This is a genomic window from Pseudomonas viciae (assembly GCF_004786035.1).
GTDB classification, from domain to species: domain Bacteria; phylum Pseudomonadota; class Gammaproteobacteria; order Pseudomonadales; family Pseudomonadaceae; genus Aquipseudomonas; species Aquipseudomonas viciae.
Map to the genome: position 1 here is coordinate 4,915,652 of NZ_CP035088.1, position 20,462 is coordinate 4,936,113.

At 59.1% G+C, this 20,462-nt stretch carries 18 protein-coding genes, 2 tRNA genes and 1 pseudogene; 11 read left to right on the top strand and 10 right to left on the bottom strand.

The features are described from left to right. Nucleotides 1–179 precede the first annotated feature (179 nt). The 5 genes from EPZ47_RS21640 to EPZ47_RS21660 all read right to left on the bottom strand — a co-directional run bounded on the left by EPZ47_RS21640 (nt 180) and on the right by EPZ47_RS21660 (nt 2,868). Nucleotides 180–581, bottom strand: a complete 402-nt coding sequence (locus EPZ47_RS21640) for an SEL1-like repeat protein (protein WP_135846658.1) — start codon at nt 579–581, stop codon at nt 180–182. Continuing rightward, nucleotides 582–953 carry a hypothetical protein gene (locus EPZ47_RS21645; protein WP_003179080.1) on the bottom strand — a complete coding sequence of 124 codons (372 nt, stop codon included), beginning with the start codon at nt 951–953 and terminating at the stop codon, nt 582–584. Next, on the bottom strand, nt 950–1,291 hold the full coding sequence (locus tag EPZ47_RS21650) for a helix-turn-helix domain-containing protein (protein WP_135846659.1): 342 nt from the start codon (nt 1,289–1,291) through the stop codon (nt 950–952). The genes EPZ47_RS21645 and EPZ47_RS21650 overlap by 4 nt, the downstream gene beginning before the upstream one ends. 114 nt (nt 1,292–1,405) lie before the next feature. Further along, nucleotides 1,406–1,861, bottom strand: a complete 456-nt coding sequence (locus tag EPZ47_RS21655) for a YkvA family protein (protein ID WP_135846660.1) — start codon at nt 1,859–1,861, stop codon at nt 1,406–1,408. Nucleotides 1,862–2,154: 293 nt separating this feature from the next. Further along, nucleotides 2,155–2,868, bottom strand: coding sequence for a BamJ family beta-barrel-assembly machinery protein (locus EPZ47_RS21660; RefSeq protein ID WP_135846661.1), 714 nt, complete (start codon nt 2,866–2,868; stop codon nt 2,155–2,157). Between the two features lie 269 nt (nt 2,869–3,137). On the opposite strand from EPZ47_RS21660, the gene EPZ47_RS21665 reads away from it, so the two are divergent. Next, nucleotides 3,138–4,940, top strand: coding sequence for a di-heme-cytochrome C peroxidase (locus EPZ47_RS21665; RefSeq protein WP_135846662.1), 1,803 nt, complete (start codon nt 3,138–3,140; stop codon nt 4,938–4,940). Nucleotides 4,941–4,971: 31 nt separating this feature from the next. Then, nucleotides 4,972–6,108, top strand: coding sequence for a catalase family protein (locus tag EPZ47_RS21670; protein WP_135846663.1), 1,137 nt, complete (start codon nt 4,972–4,974; stop codon nt 6,106–6,108). 122 nt (nt 6,109–6,230) lie between these two features. On the opposite strand, the gene EPZ47_RS21675 is transcribed toward EPZ47_RS21670, so the two are convergent. Next, the gene (locus EPZ47_RS21675) at nt 6,231–7,148 is read right to left on the bottom strand and encodes a LysR substrate-binding domain-containing protein (protein ID WP_135846664.1); all 918 of its coding nucleotides are present in this window, start codon (nt 7,146–7,148) and stop codon (nt 6,231–6,233) included. Nucleotides 7,149–7,335: 187 nt separating this feature from the next. Here EPZ47_RS21675 and EPZ47_RS21680 point away from each other — a divergent pair, with 187 nt between their 5' ends. The 8 genes from EPZ47_RS21680 (at nt 7,336) to EPZ47_RS21715 (ending at nt 15,875) form a co-directional block, all read left to right on the top strand. Beyond that, on the top strand, nt 7,336–8,856 hold the full coding sequence (locus EPZ47_RS21680) for an ABC transporter substrate-binding protein (protein ID WP_135846665.1): 1,521 nt from the start codon (nt 7,336–7,338) through the stop codon (nt 8,854–8,856). A 98-nt stretch (nt 8,857–8,954) separates the two neighbouring features. Beyond that, nucleotides 8,955–9,872, top strand: coding sequence for an ABC transporter permease (locus EPZ47_RS21685; protein ID WP_135846666.1), 918 nt, complete (start codon nt 8,955–8,957; stop codon nt 9,870–9,872). A gap of 9 nt (nt 9,873–9,881) precedes the next feature. Then, nucleotides 9,882–10,784, top strand: a complete 903-nt coding sequence (locus EPZ47_RS21690) for an ABC transporter permease (RefSeq protein ID WP_135846667.1) — start codon at nt 9,882–9,884, stop codon at nt 10,782–10,784. A 15-nt stretch (nt 10,785–10,799) separates the two neighbouring features. After that, nucleotides 10,800–11,816, top strand: coding sequence for an ABC transporter ATP-binding protein (locus tag EPZ47_RS21695; protein ID WP_135846668.1), 1,017 nt, complete (start codon nt 10,800–10,802; stop codon nt 11,814–11,816). After that, the gene (locus tag EPZ47_RS21700) at nt 11,813–12,802 is read left to right on the top strand and encodes an ABC transporter ATP-binding protein (protein ID WP_135846669.1); all 990 of its coding nucleotides are present in this window, start codon (nt 11,813–11,815) and stop codon (nt 12,800–12,802) included. The genes EPZ47_RS21695 and EPZ47_RS21700 overlap by 4 nt, the downstream gene beginning before the upstream one ends. Further along, nucleotides 12,799–14,223 (top strand): M20 family metallopeptidase, encoded by a 1,425-nt coding sequence (locus EPZ47_RS21705; RefSeq protein ID WP_135846670.1) that lies wholly within the window; start codon nt 12,799–12,801, stop codon nt 14,221–14,223. Before EPZ47_RS21700 ends, EPZ47_RS21705 begins: the two co-directional genes overlap by 4 nt. After that, nucleotides 14,220–15,374: a M20 family metallopeptidase gene (locus EPZ47_RS21710; protein WP_135846671.1), complete on the top strand. Its 1,155-nt coding sequence runs from the start codon at nt 14,220–14,222 to the stop codon at nt 15,372–15,374. Before EPZ47_RS21705 ends, EPZ47_RS21710 begins: the two co-directional genes overlap by 4 nt. A gap of 36 nt (nt 15,375–15,410) precedes the next feature. Further along, the gene (locus EPZ47_RS21715; protein WP_135846672.1) at nt 15,411–15,875 is read left to right on the top strand and encodes a transketolase; all 465 of its coding nucleotides are present in this window, start codon (nt 15,411–15,413) and stop codon (nt 15,873–15,875) included. Between the two features lie 117 nt (nt 15,876–15,992). On the opposite strand, the gene EPZ47_RS21720 is transcribed toward EPZ47_RS21715, so the two are convergent. Then, nucleotides 15,993–17,009 carry a 1-aminocyclopropane-1-carboxylate deaminase gene (locus tag EPZ47_RS21720; RefSeq protein WP_135846673.1) on the bottom strand — a complete coding sequence of 339 codons (1,017 nt, stop codon included), beginning with the start codon at nt 17,007–17,009 and terminating at the stop codon, nt 15,993–15,995. 197 nt (nt 17,010–17,206) lie between these two features. On the opposite strand from EPZ47_RS21720, the gene EPZ47_RS21725 reads away from it, so the two are divergent. Next, the gene (locus tag EPZ47_RS21725; protein WP_135846674.1) at nt 17,207–17,716 is read left to right on the top strand and encodes an Lrp/AsnC family transcriptional regulator; all 510 of its coding nucleotides are present in this window, start codon (nt 17,207–17,209) and stop codon (nt 17,714–17,716) included. Between the two features lie 159 nt (nt 17,717–17,875). Here EPZ47_RS21725 and EPZ47_RS21730 read toward each other — a convergent pair. The 3 genes and pseudogenes from EPZ47_RS21730 to tnpC form a co-directional block, all read right to left on the bottom strand. After that, a tRNA-Asp gene (locus EPZ47_RS21730) sits at nt 17,876–17,952 on the bottom strand. A 17-nt stretch (nt 17,953–17,969) separates the two neighbouring features. Beyond that, nucleotides 17,970–18,045 (bottom strand) — tRNA-Val (locus EPZ47_RS21735). A gap of 420 nt (nt 18,046–18,465) precedes the next feature. Beyond that, nucleotides 18,466–19,908 (bottom strand): annotated as a pseudogene (tnpC, locus tag EPZ47_RS21740) (IS66 family transposase). Nucleotides 19,909–20,462 lie beyond the last annotated feature (554 nt).

Consider the following 20,462-nt stretch of genomic DNA (forward strand, 5'->3'; position numbering starts at 1 on the left):
ATGGGCAGACGTCTCGCAACGCTCAGGAAGCGCGAGACTTTGCCGGGGATGTCAGGGGAAATAAGTCAGGGGAAGGAGACGGCGTGTGTAGGGCGATTCGCTAAATGAGCCCAGTAGGAAAAACGCACAGTTGGCCGCAGAGGCCAAGACCGTCTTTTCCAAACGGCCTGTGGATAACACTACAGCGCAGGGTCCTCAAGCGTTTTGAGCTTGATCTCGGCCAGCGGATGCCCGGCCTTGGCCGCCAAGGTCCACCAACGAGCCGCTTCGACCGGGTCCGGCGCCTTGCTGGCAGTCCCGGCGAGGCTGATCACCCCAAGCTGATAGGCCGCCTTGCCATCACCGGCCAATGCCGCCAGCTGCAGCAGGCGAACGCCTTCTTCACGGGCGCCCAGCCCTTGGCCGCGAAACGTCAGGATATGCCCGTAGAAACTTTGCGCACCGACGTCGCCCAGGTTCGCCATGCGTGAGAACTGGCCCTCGAGCCAGGCCCAACCCCGCGGCTGGCGGACCCACCATGACCAATGAAACAAGCGTCGCGCCAACCAATAGCCGGCCCGGGCCTTGATACGCCAGAGCACTCAGGCCTCCGCCGATTCGGGGTATTCGTATTCGAACACCCGGACCACTTCCGAAGCGTGCCAGGAAGCGGCAGCGACGCCATCGGAAGGCCCGGAAAAACGACCCAGGCGTTCAACGCATTCGAAGAAGCCAGTGCGCGGCAAGCGACTGGCGCCCTGGCTGATGACCAACGAACTGCGCAGCGGCTGTTCAGCCCTGGCATCCAGGGCAGCCAAGTGTTCCAGGGCTGCGGTCAAGGTCTGCATGGCCGGGCTGGGCAGTTGCAAGCGCTCCAGCAAGGCGCGGTACGTCAACAAATGGCGCTGGCGGCGCGCCTGGTCCAACTCACCCAACAACCCATCCCAATGCTGCCGACTGATGCGTACGCTCACGATTCATCCCTCCAACCCGGCACCGTCAATTCCCAGGCCAGACTGCGCCGAATCGCGGCATCGGGCTGACGCTCGCCACTTTCGATCAAGGCCAGATAAGACGGACTGATACCTACCGTGCGGGCCAGCGCCTCGATGGCGATGCCCTTCCCTTCGCGCAAACTGCGTAATTGATCCAAACCAGGAAGAACCTGGTCGGGGGCCGCCGCGTGACGGACGGTGGCCTCGCGTGACGGTGCTTGAACAATGCCTGCTGCCTTCAACAACGACTGGTACTGATCCCACGGTAAAACCGCATATTCGGGCTCACCGTCGCGCGTGATTATTTGGATATCCATGTCTACCCCGTAGGACAACAACACTTAGCAAGTCAGCTTTTTTCTTTAGAAGTGTAATCCTAATAGCAGCTAAGGTCGCGGGGCTATGAATCTCTGTAGGGGAATGGCGCAGGATCAGTGTTTTTTCTCACCTTGAAGCTGGAGTTGTTCCGGGGTGTCGGGAAGTCTTTCGACCCGGGCAAGCACCTCGGGTGATTGCCGATAACGCCAGGCACGGAAGGCTTCGAGCTCACCGTCGAGGGTTTTCATGATCCACGCCAGTACGGCGATATCATCGAACATGCCAAACATCGGCAGGAAATCTGGAATCGCATCCAGGGGGCTGAGGAAATACATGAGCCCCGCCACGATCGACAGCAGTGACTTGGCACTGACCGCCCGGTATTCGCCCCGCCAGTAGGCCAGGCACAGCGCCTGTAGCAAGCGCAGATCCTCCTTGAGCGTGCCCAACCGACCGCCCTCCCGGGCACCTTTGCTCGCGACGGCAAACAGCAACGTTGGCAATCTACCGCGGGCCAGCAGGCGCCCTGCCAACGGCAGAAAACGCGCAAAATTCCACGGAGCCTTCATTTTTTCTCCCACTGAAATGTTATCCACACAAATTGTGGATAACCTTGTGAACAGAGCTGCATTTCCGCGCTGCAACCCCCGTTTTATAAGGGCCCGGCTCAGATCGGGCGTTTTTTACTCACATAAAAAAACCCAATATTTCATTGACTTGACTGGCCGACTGCGTCTAGCACAGCGCCTGTATTGCCTATGACTGTAGCCTGCATTGCGCGTTCGGTTTTTTTGCCATTTGCCGCCGCCCGGATGCAACAACGCCCCGCATAAGCGAGGCGTTGTCGATACAGCAGACGCGATTACTTGGCTGCGTCTTCTTTGGCCGGATCCTTGATCGCCAGCAGTTCCAGGTCGAACACCAGGACCGAGTTGGCCGGGATGGCAGGGCTCGGGCTCTGGGCGCCGTAGGCCAGCTCACTTGGGATGTACAGCTTGTACTTCTCGCCGACATGCATCAGTTGCAGGCCTTCGACCCAACCCGGGATGACGCCGCTGACTGGCAGATCGATCGGGCTGCCACGCTCGACGGAGCTGTCGAACACTTTGCCATCGGTCAGCTTGCCAGTGTAGTGAACAGTCACGACGTCGGTCGGCTTAGGCTGTGGGCCATCGGCTTTCTTGACCACTTCGTACTGCAGGCCGGAAGCGGTGGTGGTAACACCGGCTTTCTTGCCGTTTTCTTCGAGGAATTTCTTGCCGGCGGCTGCCGACTCTTCGCTCATCTTGGCCATGCGCTCTTCGGCACGTTTTTGCAGTGCGGCAAAGGCCTCGACCAGTTCTTCGTCTTTCAGCTTCTGTTCTTTCTTGCCGACGGCATCTTCGATGCCCTGGGCGACTGCTTTGGAGTCCAGGTCATCCATACCTTCCTGAGCCAGGCTCTTGCCCATGTTCAGGCCAATACCGTAGGAAGCTTTCTGCGCCGGGGTCTTCAGCTCTACGCTGGTCTGCGAGTCGCAACCCGCGAGTACCAGGCCAACCAGGGCCACCGCCGCCGCCAACCGATGCTGTTTCATGCTATTTCCTTGTTCATGCGCCTAAAGGGCAATCGAATAAAGCCGCGAGCTTATCAGGCGGCCACGACCAATGGCTACCGGCATGTGAGCAGCAAAGCGATGATAAGTTCACGCCCGCAAACGCTTTTTAATCCTGGACCGATGAAGCATCTGTCATCTATTACGTACAGGGACAAATTGCCGCTTCTCACTGCCCCGGGGGTAATGGCCACTTGCCGGCCACGCCACGCTGAGGCATAAGGACATATCAAAAAAACAAGGACGTTACCGTGCGCCTTCTCTCTCGCATCCTCTTGCTGCTCCTCGCACTGCTTGTTGCCGTCGTGGCCGTGGTGCTTTATTACGTCGCCAATCCTCGCCTGCCGGTCTATACACCGGCCCAGCAGGTGCATTACCTGGATCAATGGAGCGCCGCCGAGCGCCAGACGTATTACTTCACGCCCCAGGGCACCCAGGTCAAAGGCCTGCGCTACGACTGGTTCACCGCCCTCGAACTGCCGTTTTCGCAACAACGCTTCGCTTCGCCTGAGTATCTGGCGCGTTTTGGCTTCCTGGTCGACCCGGCGCAGAAAGCCACGTCGAGCAATCCCGGCAACTTGCCGGTAGGTTTCGCCCGGCACCAGAACCCGAACAGCGCCGAGCAATTCCTGGACATCACCTGCGCTGCCTGTCACACCGGCGAACTGCGCTTCAAGGGCCAGGCGATACGGATCGATGGCGGCTCGGCCCAACATGTACTGCCTTCCAGTGTTCCGACATTACGCGGTGGCAGTTTCGGACAGGCCCTGGTCGCCAGTCTGGCTTCTACCTACTACAACCCCTGGAAATTCGAACGCTTCGCCCGTCAGGTATTGGGCAAGGACTACGATGCCCGGCACGAAGAATTGCGTGACCAGTTCAAGACCTCCCTGTACACCTTCCTGCGGGTGGCCTGGAACGACACTCATCGCGGCCTCTACCCCACCGAAGAAGGCCCGGGCCGCACCGACGCCTTTGGCCGTATTGCCAACGCCAGCTTTGGCGATGCCATTTCGCCGGAAAACTACCGGGTCGCCAACGCACCGGTGGATTACCCGCAACTGTGGGACATATGGACCTTCGACTGGGTGCAATGGAACGGCTCGGCCCAGCAACCGATGGCCCGTAATGTCGGCGAAGCGCTCGGTGTAGGCGCCACGCTGAATTTCTTCGACGCCCAGGGCAAGCCATTGCAGGGCGATGCGCGCTACCCCTCCAGCGTGCGCGTGCGCGACCTGAACAAGATCGAGGAAACCCTGCAACTGCTCAAGCCGCCGGTGTGGCCGGAAGCGTTGCTTGGCGCGATAGACAAACCCCTGGCCGCCAAGGGCCGGACGCTGTTCGCCGAAAACTGCGCCGGCTGCCATGTGCCCAAAGTGGTCCAGGGTCCCGACAGACCGGTCCAGCAACTGCACATGCTGCCGGTAAAAGTGATTGGCACCGATCCGGGCACCGCCAATAACATTGCCGACCACCGCTTCGACCTGACCAGCCTGCAGTGGGATCCGGCCGAGCTGGCGAAGCTGGGTGTGCACCTGCACCCTACGCCAACGGCCCCCCTGGACCTGAGCCAGATCTCGGCAGCCAAAGGCCTGGCCTACGTGACGGCATTTGTCGAAGAACGGGCTTACCGTGATGCCGGCGTGACTGACGCCGAGCGCCCTGCCCTGAATGGCTTTGACCTGCCCATCGGCGTGCGTGAACTGCGCGCCTACAAGGCCCGGCCGCTGGCGGGTGTCTGGGCCACGCCACCGTTCCTGCACAACGGCTCGGTGCCGACCCTCTATCAACTGCTGTCCCCCCAGGCCGAGCGGGCGACCACCTTTTATAAAGGCAGCTTCGAATACGATCCGCGCCACCTGGGCTATCGCACCGAAGCCTTCACCAACGCCTTTCTCTTTGATACCGGGATAACCGGCAACCACAACAGTGGCCACGAATTCCGTGCCGGTGAGGGCAATGGTGTGATTGGTCGCCTGCTGCAACCGCAAGAACGCTGGGCGCTGCTGGAGTACCTCAAGGTGCTCGGCGGGCCGCTGGAGTCGCAACTGTAATGATGACCTTCTCAGGCAAAAGGAATTTCCCATGCTGATCACGCTCTGGCTGCGCCTCGGCGCCTTTTTGGGCAAGACGCTCCTGTGGCTGCTGGGCATCGGGCTGCTCGGCTGGGCACTGGCCACGGCCTGGTTCGCCTGGCAACACAGCGGGGCGGTCTCGGACAAAGAGCAGATTGCCCCCGGCGAAGCCGCCATGACCCAGGACATCATCCAGACCGCCATCCGCATCGTCGATCAGCACCGTGAAGGCACGCGCTACCTGCGCGACGCCCACGCCAAGGCCCATGGCTGCGTCATGGCCGAAGTCCAGGTGCCGGCCGATCTGCCGGCACCGTTGCGCCAGGGCGTCTTTGCCGAGCCGGGGAAGGTCTGGCAGGCGACGATTCGCCTGTCCAACGGCAACGCCTACCCGCAGTTCGACAGCCTGCGCGATGCGCGGGGGATGGCGATCAAGCTGGCAAACGTACCGGGTAAACAATTGCTGGGGGACCGACAGTCGCAAGGCGAACAGGATTTCGTGATGTTCAACCATCCGAACTTCTTCGTCAGTGATGTCGCCGAGTATCGTCAGAATGTGGCCGCCCAGGCCGATGGAAAAAAGGCGATGGCGTTCTTTCCGAGCCTGGATCCGCGCAGTTGGCAGATTCGCCATTTGTTCATTGCCCTGGCGACCCTCTCACCGGCCCCCGCCAGTCCGACCCAGACCACCTATTTTTCGGTGTCGCCCTACAAATTCGGAACGGCCAACGCCAAGTTTCGCGTAGCGCCGGATCCGGACAACTGCCCGGCCTATACCCTGCCGGCGCAAAACCAGGACCTGCCGAATTTTTTGCGTAGCGCGCTGAATCAGCAGTTATCCACAGACCGCGTACCGGCGTGTTTTGTCCTGCAGATCCAACGCCAGGATCCAAGCAAGTACATGCCGATCGAAGACACCAGTATTGAATGGCGAGAAAGTGATGCCCCGTTCGAAACGGTGGCGCGAATCAAGGTGCCGGCCCAGGATTTCGATACGCCCAAGCTGAACCTGGCCTGCGACAATCAGTCCTTCAACCCGTGGTTCGGCATTGAGGCCCATCGCCCCATCGGCGGTATCAACCGCTTGCGCAAAGCCGTGTATGAGGCGGTCAGCGATTACCGTCATAGCCGCAATGCCGAGCAGTAAATAACGGGGCGTAGGATTCAGTCTTTTTTTGGGGCTGCTGCGCAGCCCATCGGGGATAAATCCCCTCACCACAGTTGATGACCTTGCTTTAGCGAACAGCCTCAAGCTTTTGCCTCGTCACTTCAACCGTGCTTGGTGTTCACCAGTTCTGCGATCAGAAAATCCCTGAATGCAGAAACCGCCGCCGGCAAATTGCGTCCGGCCATGCTTTGCAGTTCGATGCGCCGTGCCTGCATACCTTCATCAAGGATTGGCAGGCACTGCAACTGCTTGTCCGCCACCTGTTTGTGCAAGGTCATCTCGCTGGCCAGGCTAATGACGCCTTCCTCACGGACGAAGCTGTAGAGCGCGGCCACGTAATTGGTGGTCAGTACCGGATCGAACAGTAACCCCTGTACACCGCAACAGATGTCGAACAGTTGCCGTATCGTGGTATCGGCCTTGGGCAACGCAATGGGCCAGGGTTGCAACTCGGCGAGGCTGACCGCTTCACGCCCGGCCAACGGATGGGAATTGGAGACCACCGCAAAAATCGCCCCGCTCAAGACATGTTCGACCTTGATTTCCTTCTGCGGCGACAGGCTGAAGGTCATCGCCAGATCGGCTTCGCCGGAACGCACTTTCTCAGTCGCCTGCGCAGGCGCGCACACCTCCAATGTGAAATGGATGCCCTGATACTCACGCCTGAATGCGCTGATGCTCCTGGGCATGTATTCCAGGGCAAAACCTTCCGAGCAGGCGACATGCACATGCCCCCGTTGCAAGCCATGCAGCTCGGTAATTTCCAGCACCACCTGCTCAGCCTCAAGTTGCGACTTGCGCGCATAAGCCGCCAGTCGCGTCCCGGCCTCGCTGAGCACCATGCCTCGGGCACGGCGCTCAAACAAGCTGGCGTCCAGAGCCAACTCAAGCTTGGAAATCTGTCGGCTCACCGCTGACGCCGCCACATTGAGCCGCACCGAAGCTTCGCTGACCGATCCGCACCGCGCTACTTCCAGGAAATAGCGCAATGCCGTGGACTGCACGCCATACAGCTGCATCGGAACCTCCGAGCATTGCCTTTTTGGCAAAGAAAGTATCGAAAGATTGTACTTGTGGCATTGATAGCCTTTCCCTACATTCGTGTCCAGACCAAAAAAAACTTCGCCTGAACTTCTCCTCCTCATTTACCGCATTTGCGATTCGCTGCCCTTTGATTCAACCACTCTCGCCAACGGAGACGACGGCATGGGCATCAAAGGTTTCGCCTGCAGTATCGCGCTGATGGGTCTGATCAGCAGCTTTGCGGCTCATGCCGACAAAGCCAACGACACCCTGGTTTACGCTTCCGACAGCGAACCTGAAAACATCAGCCCCTATCACAACGATCTCCGTGAAGGAGTGATTCTCGGCCGGCTGATCTGGGACAACCTGATCTACCGCGATCCCAACAGCGGCGAATACAAGCCCATGCTGGCCACCGGCTGGAAACAGGTCGACGACACCACCATCGACCTTGAGCTGCGCAAAGGCGTCAAATTTCACAACGGCGACCCCTTCACCGCCGACGACGTGGTGTTCACCCTCAACTACGTGGTGTCGGCCGAAGCGAAAGTCGTGACCGTGCAAAACGTCGACTGGATCAAGAGCGCCGAAAAAACCGGTGACTACAGCGTCCGCCTGTATTTGAAGAAGCCTTTCCCTCCCGCACTGGAATACCTGTCCAACGCCGTTCCGATGTTTCCCAAGCAGTATTTCGAGAAGGTCGGCCTGGCCGAATTCAGTCGCAAGCCAGTGGGCACCGGACCGTACAAAGCCGTGTCAGTGGTGGCCGGCGAAGGCGTAAGCATGGCGATCAACACGGACTACTTTGCGGACAGCCCACAAGGCAAGCCACATATCGCTCACCTCAAGTTTCGGGTAATCCCGGATGCAGAAACCCGCCTGGCCGAGTTGATGACCGGCGGTGTCGACTGGATCTGGCGCGTCACCTCGGATCAGGCAATCGACCTCAAAGGTATACCGAACCTCACCGTGACCAGCGCAGAAACCATGCGCATCGGTTTCCTGATTCTCGATGCGCGTGGCACCTCCACCGAAAACTCGCCAATGAAAAACCTCAAGGTGCGTCAAGCGATCAACCATGCGATCAACCGCGAGGCACTGGCGACGCAGTTGGTGGGTGGCCAAGCCAAGCCCTTACAGGTTGCGTGTTATCCACGCCAGTTCGGTTGCGATACCTCTGCGGCCACTGTCTACAACTTTGACCCGGCCAAAGCCCGCGCGCTGCTCGCCGAGGCCGGTTACCCAAATGGCTTCGAGACGGAAATATTCGCTTATCGCGACCGTGATTACGTCGAAGCCATCATCGGCAACCTGCGCGCGGTGGGCATCAACGCCAAGTTGCGCTACTTGAAGTACGCCGCCCTACGAGATCAGCAACGCGGCGGTAAGGTGCCCATGTCGTTCCAGGCCTGGGGCTCGTTCTCGATCCTCGACACCTCGGCGTCGGCCGGCACCTGGTTCAAGGGCAATCCGGACGACAACATCAAAGATCCACAAGTGCAGAACTGGTTGCAGACCGCCGATAACGCCCTCGATCCGCAAGTGCGCAAGGACAATTACCGCAAGGCATTGCAGCGCATCAGCGAACAGGCGTACTGGGCCCCGCTGTTCAACTACTCGATGAACTACGCCTACAGCTCCGAACTGGCATTCACGCCATATCCGGATGAGCTGCCGCGTTTCGTTCAGTCCAGTTGGAAGTAATCCGCCACCGGGCGAATTGAGCGAGCGCTGCCGTGGCGTGCGGCCCCCCACGGCCACGGCTTCACATCTGTCATCCATTGAATATGAGGAAACTTGCCATGCTTGGATTCCTTCTACGCCGTCTGGGCATCGCTTTTTGCGTCGCCATTACCGTGTCGGTGATCAGTTTCTCTTTGTTGCATCTGTCCGGCGATCTGGCCACGGCCATTGGCGGGCCAGAAGCCACCAGTGAACAGATCGAGCAGATCCGTGTGCAATACGGCTTGAACAAACCTTTACCCACCCAGTACATCAACTGGCTGGGCGGTTTGCTGCGGCTGGACCTGGGCAACTCGTTTTTCTTCCAGGAGTCGGTCTACAACCTCGTCGCCAGCCGTTTGCCGATTACCCTCGGGCTAGGTGCCATGGCCCTGGGCATCGCCTTGCTGGTGGCGATTCCCCTGGGTGTACTGGCCGCGGTCAAACGCGACACCTGGATAGACCGATTGGCCTTGAGCATTGCGGTACTGGGTCAGGCAATGCCCAGTTTCTGGTTTGCGCTGATGTTGATCGTGGTGTTTGCGGTGACGCTCAAGTGGCTGCCCGTCTCCGGCAACTCAAGCATGCTGCATTTCGTCATGCCGGCCATTGCCTTGGGGTACTACGCAACGCCGGCAATCATGCGCCTGACCCGTGCCGGCATGCTGGATGTGCTCAGTTGCGATTACATCCGCACCGCCCGCGCCAAAGGCCTGCGCCCTGCCCACGTGTTGTTCAAGCATGCATTGCGCAACGCATTGATTCCGGTCGTTGCGCTGGCAGCGGTGGAGTTCGGCTTCATGCTCGGCGGTTCGGTGGTGATCGAAACCGTGTTCTCCCTGCAAGGCATCGGACAACTCGCCTGGGACGCCATCGCCCGTGACGACTTCCCGGTGGTACAGGCGGTGGTCCTGCTGATTGCGGTGATCTACATCATCCTCACCTTGCTGGCCGATGTGCTCAACGCACTGCTCGACCCGCGCATTCGCGTGCGCTAGGAGCCCTTCATGAGTACCCCCACTACCCTGGCGATCAACGACTACCTGCCGCCACCGAGCAGCCTGAGCCGGGTGCTTGGCAAAAGCTTTCGCCACCGAGGCTTCGCCATCGGCGCTGCGTTGCTGCTGATCATTTTTGCTGGCGCGCTGTTCGCGCCATGGCTGGCGCCTTATGACCCCTATGCGCAAGACGTGATGTTGCGCATGAAGCCGCCGGTCTGGATGGCTAACGGCACTTGGGAATATGTCCTGGGCACCGACAAATTGGGCCGCGATTACCTGTCACGGTTGCTCTACGGCGCGCGGATTTCACTGTTTATCGGCATTGCGGCGGCGCTGATTTCCGGCGTCATCGGCACCGTCATGGGTCTGCTGGCCGGCTACTACGGCGGCAAGGTCGATGCGTTTATCAGCTACCTGATCACCACTCGGCTGGCGCTGCCGGTGGTCATGGTTGCCCTGGCCTCTGCCTCGTTGATGGGCGGCTCGCTGAAAGTGGTGATCATTCTGCTCGGCTGCCTGCTCTGGGACCGCTTCGCGGTGGTGGTTCGGGCCTCGGTGCAACAGATTCGCGATGCCGAATATATCGCCTCGGCACAAGCCCTGGGGTGTTCGACCTTGCGCATTCTGCTCAGTGAAATCCTGCCCAATCTGGTGGGTGCGCTGATCGTGGTCGCGACCCTGGAAATGGCCCACGCGATCCTGCTGGAGTCGGCGCTGTCGTTCCTTGGGGTGGGCGTACAACCGCCGACGCCGTCCTGGGGGCTGATGATCGCCGAGGGCAAACCCTACATGTTCTTTTCCCCATGGGTCATCGCCATCCCGGGCATCGCCCTGATGATTCTGGTGCTGGGCATCAACTTGGTCGGCGACGGCCTGCGTGATCTGATCCTGCCCGACGGCCGTAACTGATAGAAGGTACCGAACATGGCACTACTCCATGTAGAAAACCTGCGGGTGGACATTCCCATGGGTAACAATCCGACAGCGGATGACATGCTGCATGCGGTGCGCGGCCTGGATTTTCAGGTCGAGCGCGGCGAGATGCTGTGCATTGTCGGGGAGTCCGGCTGCGGCAAATCCCTGACCTCGCTGGCACTCATGGACCTGCTGCCGCGCAAGGCCAAGCGCACCGCCAGCCGACTGACGCTGGACGGCATCGACATGCTCGGCCAGAGCGAGCGAAGCATGTGCGACCTGCGCGGCAACCGCCTGGCGATGATCTTCCAGGAGCCCATGACCGCGCTGAATCCGGCCTACAGCATCGGCGATCAGCTCAGTGAAGTACTGACCCGGCACCGCAAGGTGTCGCGCAAGGATGCGCTGGCCCGCGCCGCGCAGATGCTGGAAAAAGTCGGCATCAGCAATGCTGGCGAGCGCCTGCGTCAGTACCCGCATCAACTCTCCGGGGGCTTGCGCCAACGAGTGATTATTGCCATGGCGTTGATGTGCGAGCCAGACCTGATCATCGCTGACGAGCCGACCACCGCACTGGACGTGACCATTCAGGCGCAAATCCTGCGCCTGATCCGCGATATTCAGAAAGAACTGGGTCTGGCGGTGATCTTTATCACCCACGACCTTGGGCTGGTGGCCCGCATCGCCGACCGGGTGGCCGTGATGTACGCCGGGGAAATCGTCGAAAGCGCTCCCGCCCGACAACTCTTCGAGAACCCGCGACATCCGTACACCCGTGGCCTGCTGGCCAGCATCCCGATTCCAGGGCGGACCAAACCGGGCGAAGCGCTGGGTTCGATTCCCGGTCTGGTGCCGAGCCTGGTGGGTGAACAACACGGGTGTGCGTTTCGCAATCGTTGCGCGCACACCGTCCAGGGGTGTGCCCGGGAGGTGCCCGAAGTGCACCAGGACGGACATATGGCGCGCTGCCTGCTGGCGGCTTCCGGCCCGAAACCGCTGCTGGTTAAAGAGAGTGCCCGCTCATGAAAAAAGACATCGCTCTGGAGCTGTGCGATATCCGTCGCGAGTTCCGTATCAGCAAGGGCTTTTTCAAACCCGCCGCCACGCTGAAGGCCGTTGATGGCGTGTCACTGCGCCTGATGCGCGGTGAAACCCTCGGTCTGGTGGGTGAGTCCGGTTGCGGCAAAAGCACCCTGGCCAAGATTCTGCTCGGCCTGCTACAGCCCACTCAAGGCGACGTGCTGGTCAATGGCAAACATCTGGCAGCGACAGATCGCAAGGAAATGTCCCGGCGGATCCAGCCGATTTTCCAGGATCCGTATTCATCGCTGAACCCACGCAAGACTCTGCGCGAAATCATCACCCTGCCGTTGATCGTCCACGACATCGGCACCACCAGCGAGCGACGCAAGAAAACCGAAGAAATGCTCGATGTAGTCGGCCTTCCCCGGCGCGTGATCGACAGCTACCCGAACCAGTTGTCCGGCGGCCAGCGCCAGCGCGTGGCGATTGCCAGGGCGCTGATCATGCGCCCTGATGTGTTGATCTGCGACGAGCCGACTTCGGCGCTGGACGTGTCGGTGCAGGCGCAAATCCTCAATCTGTTGCAAGACCTCAAGCGCGAGTTCGGCCTGACCTATCTGCTGATCAGCCACAACCTGGCGGTTATCGAACACCTCGCCGACCGGGTGGCCGTGATGTATCTGGGGCGTATTGTCGAAGAACGCACCCGCCAGTCGCTGTTCGCCGAACCCGGCCATCCGTATACCCGCGCCTTGCTGGATTCGGTACTCACCCCCGATCCCCGCTTGGGCATTCCAGACATCGGACTGCACGGCGCCTTCCCCAACCCGATGTCCCCGCCCTCCGGTTGCACCTTTCATCCGCGCTGCCCGAACTGCCTGGAGCGCTGCAAAACAGCCTATCCGGCCAACGATCCGATTATCGGCGGCAACGTCCGTTGCCACCTCCACGACAGTCCCACCCAAACACTGGAGCTTGTCCACTCATGAGTCGTTCCCAGGCCATCAGCAATACCCTCGAACAGTTCGACAACGGCGCTTTTTTCAACCTGCTCGAACGCAGTGTCGCCCTGCCCACCGAAAGCCAGGCGCAAGACAGCCAACCGGAGTTGTATCGCTACCTCAACGAGTTCATCACCCCGCATGTCGAGGCGCTGGGTTTCAGTGTAAAAATCTACGACAACCCGGTCGCGGAACGCGGCCCATTCATGATCGCCACGCGCATTGAACACCCGGGGCTGCCCACCGTGCTCAGCTATGGCCACGGCGATGTGGTACGCGGCTACGCGGCACAATGGCGCGAAGGCTTGTCGCCGTGGCAAGTCACCGTCGAAGGTGATCGCTGGTACGGGCGCGGCACCGCCGACAACAAAGGCCAGCACCTGATCAACCTCACCGCGCTGGAGCAGACCCTCAAGGCCCGCGAGGGCAAGCTCGGTTTCAACGTCAAACTGCTGCTGGAAATGGGCGAAGAAGAAGGTTCGCCGGGCCTCAATGCGTTCTGTGCCGCCCACAGCAAGGAGCTGGCGGCGGATATTTTCATCGCCTCGGACGGCCCGCGCCTGGCCGCCACACGGCCTACCATTTTTCTCGGTTCACGCGGGGTGTTCAACTTCGAGCTGGAGGTCAATCTGCGCGAAGGCGCGCATCACTCCGGCAATTGGGGCGGGCTGCTGGCCAATCCCGGCATCATCCTGGCCAATGCCATCGCCAGCATGATCGACGAACATGGCCGGGTAAAAGTCGAGGGCTTGCAGCCCAGCGCACTGCCGGATTCGGTACGGCAGGCGCTGGTCGATATCGAAGTCGGTGGCGGGCCGGGTGATCCACAAATCGACGCCAACTGGGGCCACCCGGACCTGTCGCTGAGCGAGAAAGTCTTTGGCTGGAACACCCTCGACGTCATTGCCTTCAAGACCGGCAATCCGGATGCGCCGGTGCATGCGATCCCCGGCAGGGCCAACGCTCACTGCCATATCCGCTTTGTGGTAAACAGCGATTACACGACCTTTATCCCCGCCGTGCGCGCTCACCTGGATGCCCATGGCTTCACCAATGTCGAGGTCAAACAAAGCCGCATCGATGTCATGCACGCCACCCGGCTGGACCCGCAAAGCCCATGGGTCAACTGGGCGCTCGACTCGCTGAGGCAGACCACCGGAAAGAAACCGGCGCTGCTGCCCAACCTCGGCGGCTCGTTGCCCAACGACGTGTTTGCCGACGTGCTCGGCCTGCCGACCTTGTGGGTGCCGCACTCGTACCCGGCCTGTTCACAACATGCGCCCAACGAGCACTTGCTGGCACCGGTGGTCAAAGAAAGTCTGCAGATCATGGCCGGGCTGTTCTGGGACCTGGGCAACGACGCGGCACGTCTGAGCGAGGAACATCGGGCACGGGAGCGTGCGCAATGAGCGATACCCACCAACAGGCGCTGGACTGGCTCGCCGACCAGCGCCCCGCCATGGAGTCGTTGTTGCAGCGTCTGGTCGATACCGATTCCAACAGCTATGACAAGGCGGGGGTCGATGCCGTGGGCGCATTGCTCGCAGCGGAACTGGAGGCCGACGGTATCGAGTTCAAGCGTATGCCGGTCGAAGGTTTTGGCGACGTACTGCTTGCCCAAGTGCCCGGCGAGGCTGGCAAACCGGTGCTGTTACTGGGCCATCGCGACACGGTATTCCCCAAGGGCACGACCACCACCCGTGGTTTCAGCCGCGATGCCAACCTCGCCTATGGCCCCGGCGTAGCCGACATGAAAGGTGGATTGGTGCTCAACTGCTTCGCCCTCAAGGCACTCAAGCGCGCCGGTCCTTTGCCCTGCCCGGTGCAGGTGCTCTATACCGGTGACGAAGAAATCGGCTCTGGCAGCGCCCGCAGCCATATCGAAAGCGCCGCCAAATCAGCCCGCGCCGTACTCAATACCGAACCGGGACGGGCCAGCGGCAATGTGGTCAGCGCCCGTAAAGGCGGGGCCACACTGGTCATCGAAGTCAGTGGCCGCGCTGCGCACTCCGGCGTCAACCATGCCGACGGGGCCAGCGCCATCGAGGCACTGGCCCGAAAGATCGTCAAACTGCATGCCCTGACCAATTACCCCGCGGGTATCACCACCAACATCGGGCTGATCGCCGGCGGCACCTCCAGCAACACTGTCGCGCCCACCGCCTCAGCCAAGCTGGATGTACGGTTTATTGAGTTGCAACACTGGGAACAGATATTCGCCGCCATCCAAGGCATCGTCGCAGAAGAGGAACTGCCTGGCACAAGCGCCATCCTCAAGGAAGCGACGACCTTTCTGCCGATGGAAGCACGGCACAGCGAACAACTGCTACACACCTATCAACAACAAGCATTGGCGCTAGGCTTCAGTGTCGAGGGCGAATTCACCGGCGGCTGCGCCGATTCCGGGTTCACCGCCAGCTTGGGCATTCCAACCCTGTGTGGCCTCGGGCCGGTGGGTGGCAAAGTCCACACCGATCGTGAATACCTGGAACTGGACACGCTGGTCCCACGCGCCCAGGCCTTGGTGGCGACCATTCTGGCCGTCGGCGAGAACCGCTGAGGCCATAAGCTTCTACACATCACCGGGAGTACGTTCATGCATGGGATTTCGCAATCCGCAGTCTGGATAAAAGCGCCGTTAACGGATGTGGGTGTCGTCATTATCACCAGTGCCGAGCTGCCCAAATACCTCATCGACACGTTGCAGGTAGCGATCAAAGACTGGGACCAGGTGGCCTATCTGGTCGTCAAGCAGTCGAATGAGTTCATGCTCGACTGGCTCAGAGCCGGGTCCGAGGCGTCGGAATCGAATCCATCCAGCCTGTGTCATGCCAGCCAATTGCTGCGCTCAGTGTCGAAAGGGTGCTACCTGCTTGATGTCGAAGTCAGCCCACTGCCTAGCCTGACTTGGCTGGGATCCGTCTGCGGCCACACATTGCGCTTCGTTAAACTGGGTAAGGTCGAGTTAACCGATGCCGCGATGGATAAGCAGGTGGATGAGATCTTGTCGGTGGCCAGGGTTCTGGCAAAAAGTGTCTTGCAAGAGCGCTATAGCGCCTGATGGGGCCAGGGCCGGCGCTGCTCTGCAAGTACGACATTGAACCTGTGGCAAGGGAGCGTGCTCCCGCGCCACAGCTCACTCATCGCCAGCGCCAACGCTTAACGGGCTGAACCGCAATCATCCGTTGCGGAACAGGAAGCTATAGGCGTTCAGCGCGGGAACCCCGCCCAAATGCGCATAAAGCACTTTCGAGCCTTCAGGGAACTCACCACGACGCACCATCTCAATCATCCCGTGCATGGATTTACCCTCATACACCGGGTCTGTCAGTACGCCTTCAAGGCTCGCGCAAAGTCGGATAGCTTCCAGCGTGCCGTCGTTGGGCAAGCCATATTCCGGGTAGGCGAAGCGCGTATCGAGAACCACGTCCTCTTCAGTGATCTCCCGACCCAGGTCCACCAGCTCAGCGGTGTGCCGGGCAATGCGCAGAATCTGTGCCCGGGTCTGCTCCGGCTTGGCCGAGGCGTCGATACCGATGACGTTCTTCGAGCGGCCGTCGGCAGCAAAACCGACCACCATGCCGGCCTGGGTACTACCGGTCACCGAACAGACCACGATGTAGTCAAACGTGAAGCCCAGTTCCTTTTCCTGCTGCCGTACCTCTTCGGCGAAACCCACGAACCCGAGGCCGCCATAGGGATGCTCGGAACACCCCGCCGGGATCGGGAAGGGCTTGCCGCCTCGCTCGACCACGTCGCTCATGGCCTTCTCCCAGCTGGGACGAATGCCGATGTCAAACCCGGCGGCGTCCAGACGTACCTCTGCGCCCATGATCCGGGACATCTCGATATTGCCTACCCGGTCATACACCGCATCGGAGTAGTTCACCCAGTTTTCCTGCACCAGTACGCACTTCATGCCCAGGTGAGCGGCGACGGCGGCTACCTGGCGGGTCTGGTTCGACTGGATTCCGCCGATGGAAACCAGCGTATCGCAGCCTTGCTCAAGCGCTTCGGGAATCAGGTATTCGAGCTTGCGGGTTTTGTTCCCGCCGAAAGCCAGGCCACTGTTGCAGTCTTCACGTTTGGCATACAGCTGCACCTTGCCGCCCAAATGTTCGCTGAGACGCTTCAAGGGGGTGATGGGAGAGGGACCAAAGGTCAGCGGATAACGTTCGAAACGATTCAGGTTCATGACTCTGCTCCTTGTGTATTGGATATCCAAGCACCGGACCGAAAGACAAAGACTGTATTCCAGGCCATTTCAGAGGGCTTCGATGAGTTCAATATTAAGAAGAATGTGAAAAATATGTGTTGCAAGTTTTCAACACTTAAAGAAATCTTATTTACGAAAACAACCATGCAACATACTTAAGTTGCGCAGGAATAGAGATGAGCACAATAAAAACTCACAAGAAGCCTGAAGAAACCGCTCCAGCGCCGCAGCCACTTGATCGAACCGACCGAGCGATTCTCAAGGCCCTGCAGCGCGATGCTTCCATCTCCAATGTGGCGCTTGCAGAGAAGGTGAAGCTGAGCGCGCCGGCTTGCCTCAGGCGCGTCGAACGGCTCAAGCAGGTCGGCCTCATCAAGGGCATCGTCGCACTACTGGATAATGACGCGCTGGACGCGGGGATGGTGGTGTTGATCGGCGTAGTGCTGGACCGCTCCACGCCGCAATCCTTTGCAGATTTCGAGGCGGCAGCACAGAAGGTATCCGGCTGTATGGAATGCCATGTGGTGACGGGAGAGTTCGACTATTTCATGTTGCTGCGAACCAAGGACAGCCACAGCTTCAACCGGCTGCATGCCGAACAGTTGCTTTACCTGCCCGGCGTTCGGCAGATCCGCTCGTTCATGGGGTTGCGCCAGGTCTTGTCGACGACCCACATCCCCATTTGACGCTCATATCCGCCGAGGGGCAGCACCTGCAATATCACGGCCTTGCCGTTTGCTGGGCTGCTGATGGATTGCGATGAAACGCCATAAACGAAAAAAGCGGCCAAAGGCCGCTTATTCGGTAGCTTCCAGGCGTTCAGTGGGCCTAAGTGGAAGCGAATATGGCGCAGCGGACGGGACTCGAACCCGCGACCCCCGGCGTGACAGGCCGGTATTCTAACCGACTGAACTACCGCTGCGCGTAACATTGAAAGTTTGGTGGGTGATGACGGGATCGAACCGCCGACATTCTGCTTGTAAGGCAGACGCTCTCCCAGCTGAGCTAATCACCCTGCACTTTCGATGCGGGGCGCATTCTCTCACAGTTTTTCGTAACGTGCTGATTTAATTACAAAATTCAGCGAAAAAATGTGAATGAGGCGCCTCGCAGGAACTGCAAACAGCAAAAAGCCCGCGTTAGCGGGCTTTCCGTTGGTCACCTGGCGTTCAGCGTTCCAGATAACCGAATATGGCGCAGCGGACGGGATCATAACTCATCCTCTAACCTATTGAAAGACTTTGGATTCCAAAGCCAAGCTTATGATTGGTGGACTCAATTGTGTGCTTCTAATGACCGGCTGGCAATCGCTGACTGCGTGGCCGGCACGCTATGCTTTAAGGCTCAGAAAGGATTCTTCGGGGTTCACCAATCCAAACGGATCAAAAGCTAGCTTTATCAACTACATGCTCGCCACCCACGGCAATAGTGCTTCTTACTCGACAACCGACTGCGCATGCGGCTGCCGTTCTAGTACGTGGCGCAACCCCAGATAGGCCTCCTGTCCGTTCGCCCTGGCGGTCTAGACCGGCTGTAGATCTGAGCGCTGGCGGTGGCGTCCTTCGGCGCATCGCTGAACAGCTAAGCTTTACCCCGATGACAAAAGGCCTTATCGCTCTTTCTGCCAGTTTGTCGTCGATCGGCAGATGGCCCGCCTCTACATAACGTTTGAGCTTGTTCCAGTTGCTTGCGGATAATAAACGGCTTTCTCCAGGGCATTCTGCGACGTTACCTATGCAGTTTTCTCCAGCCACTTTGTATTTCACTCAGAACCGAAATGCTCCATGCTTGACCAATCACCAGGCGCTCAGCGTCGCCGACATCCTTGATTTCACGCTCGATCCTGAGAGTTTATTGATCAGACTCAACGCAACATCAGCACGCCGTGCCTTGCCCGTAAGTTGTACTTTCTGCGCGTCGACGAACTAACACGTGCATGCGTCCAGCATCCCATGCGCTCGAAGCCCTCATTTAAAGTGATAGCGTTATAGCCGGCATAATCATGACATAGCCGCGATAGCCTTCAAGCAGGTGCACAGGCAAGTCCCCCCACAACTGGATGCATAATCGAAAGTACATCAGGGTGTGCAGGAATCCCACCCTTTTGAACCCAAATCAAGGACTGGCTGTTGGGCTCGTGAACTTCGTCCTTGAGTACGTGAACACAGATTTCATCACAATGGATAACGCGTCCTTCAAGCAGGTTATCGCCCTTCACATTCAGCAGCGGCTGCAGGTGCGCCACATTGAATGACCCATCGCGCCAGGATTTGCCGAGGGATGTCGATCACGTGTCGCAACAGCACTTTCTCGAAACGATGAAGTGGCAATCCGTCGACGTACTTAGTGGTCAACAGCATCGCTAAACATGGCTGAGGCGAGGCTCTTTTCAATTAACTGAGCAGGTTTATCTACGGTGACCGTCGCAGCTTCAGCCACGGCAGTCATACACTTTTCGGATGTATTTGATCACCCGGATCAGCAGCGGCACGATCTCTAGCGGTTCGCTAGTACACTCGCCCATAATGGGCTTGCGGCAGCCGCAGTCGCAATTCAGGTCATGCTTGGGAAATTCGTGAATGACTTCAGTCCGGAAGAGCTCGGGCGGAAGCGGCTTACGTTGCCGCGATGTTTGAACGGTGCAACGACTTCTTCGTCCGGGTCTGGATTCGCAGCCGCCACAAGCTCAGCTTCTTCCTCATTGAACAAGGCCAACTGTGGCGTTAGCGAGTCGGCAGATTGTTCGGACTTGCGACAAACAGGCGCTGACGCCGCAGGACATTCTGCTCTTCGAGATAGGCGACTTTGGATTGCGATTCACAAAGCAACCGCTTGAGTAATGCAAGGTCGCCGGGAAGACGTCAGGCATGGAAATCATGCTGTGGATTATACCGGGTCAGGCAACGACGGCCTCGTCGGTGGTATCGACGGCGATTCTAAAACGGTCGGCGTCGAGGCGCTTGAGCCAAAGGCCCAGAAGCCGTCGCGCTCCCGATAAAGAGTTTTCATCCGATTACTGTGGCGATTCAGAATAACGAAGAACAGGGTGCCGAGAATGGCACCCTATTTTACGTTCGACCAGGGCCACTAGGCCGTCGAGGAGTTTTCGAAAAGTCCACAGACTTAGGATGGAGATAGCTTTTTTTTTCCACTTTAGCGTCGGGGCGCATAATCGAGGGCAGGCTCCAGAAAGAAATCGGGAGCGCAGCATCAGGGATCGACTGGTGACAGTGAATGTAGGGTTCAAGGCGCGCTTACATTCAGTCAGGTGGAAAACGGCAAATGATGAAGAGGAGCAGGCATGCAATTCGCCGCCACGGTAGGTATGGTTGCCAACCCACACGAACTCAATTGGGCGTGCCAGTCGATCCTCGCTGCACCGGTCGGTCGTCCATATCCTACCTACATGGCTAGGAAAAAAATTAAAGTTTG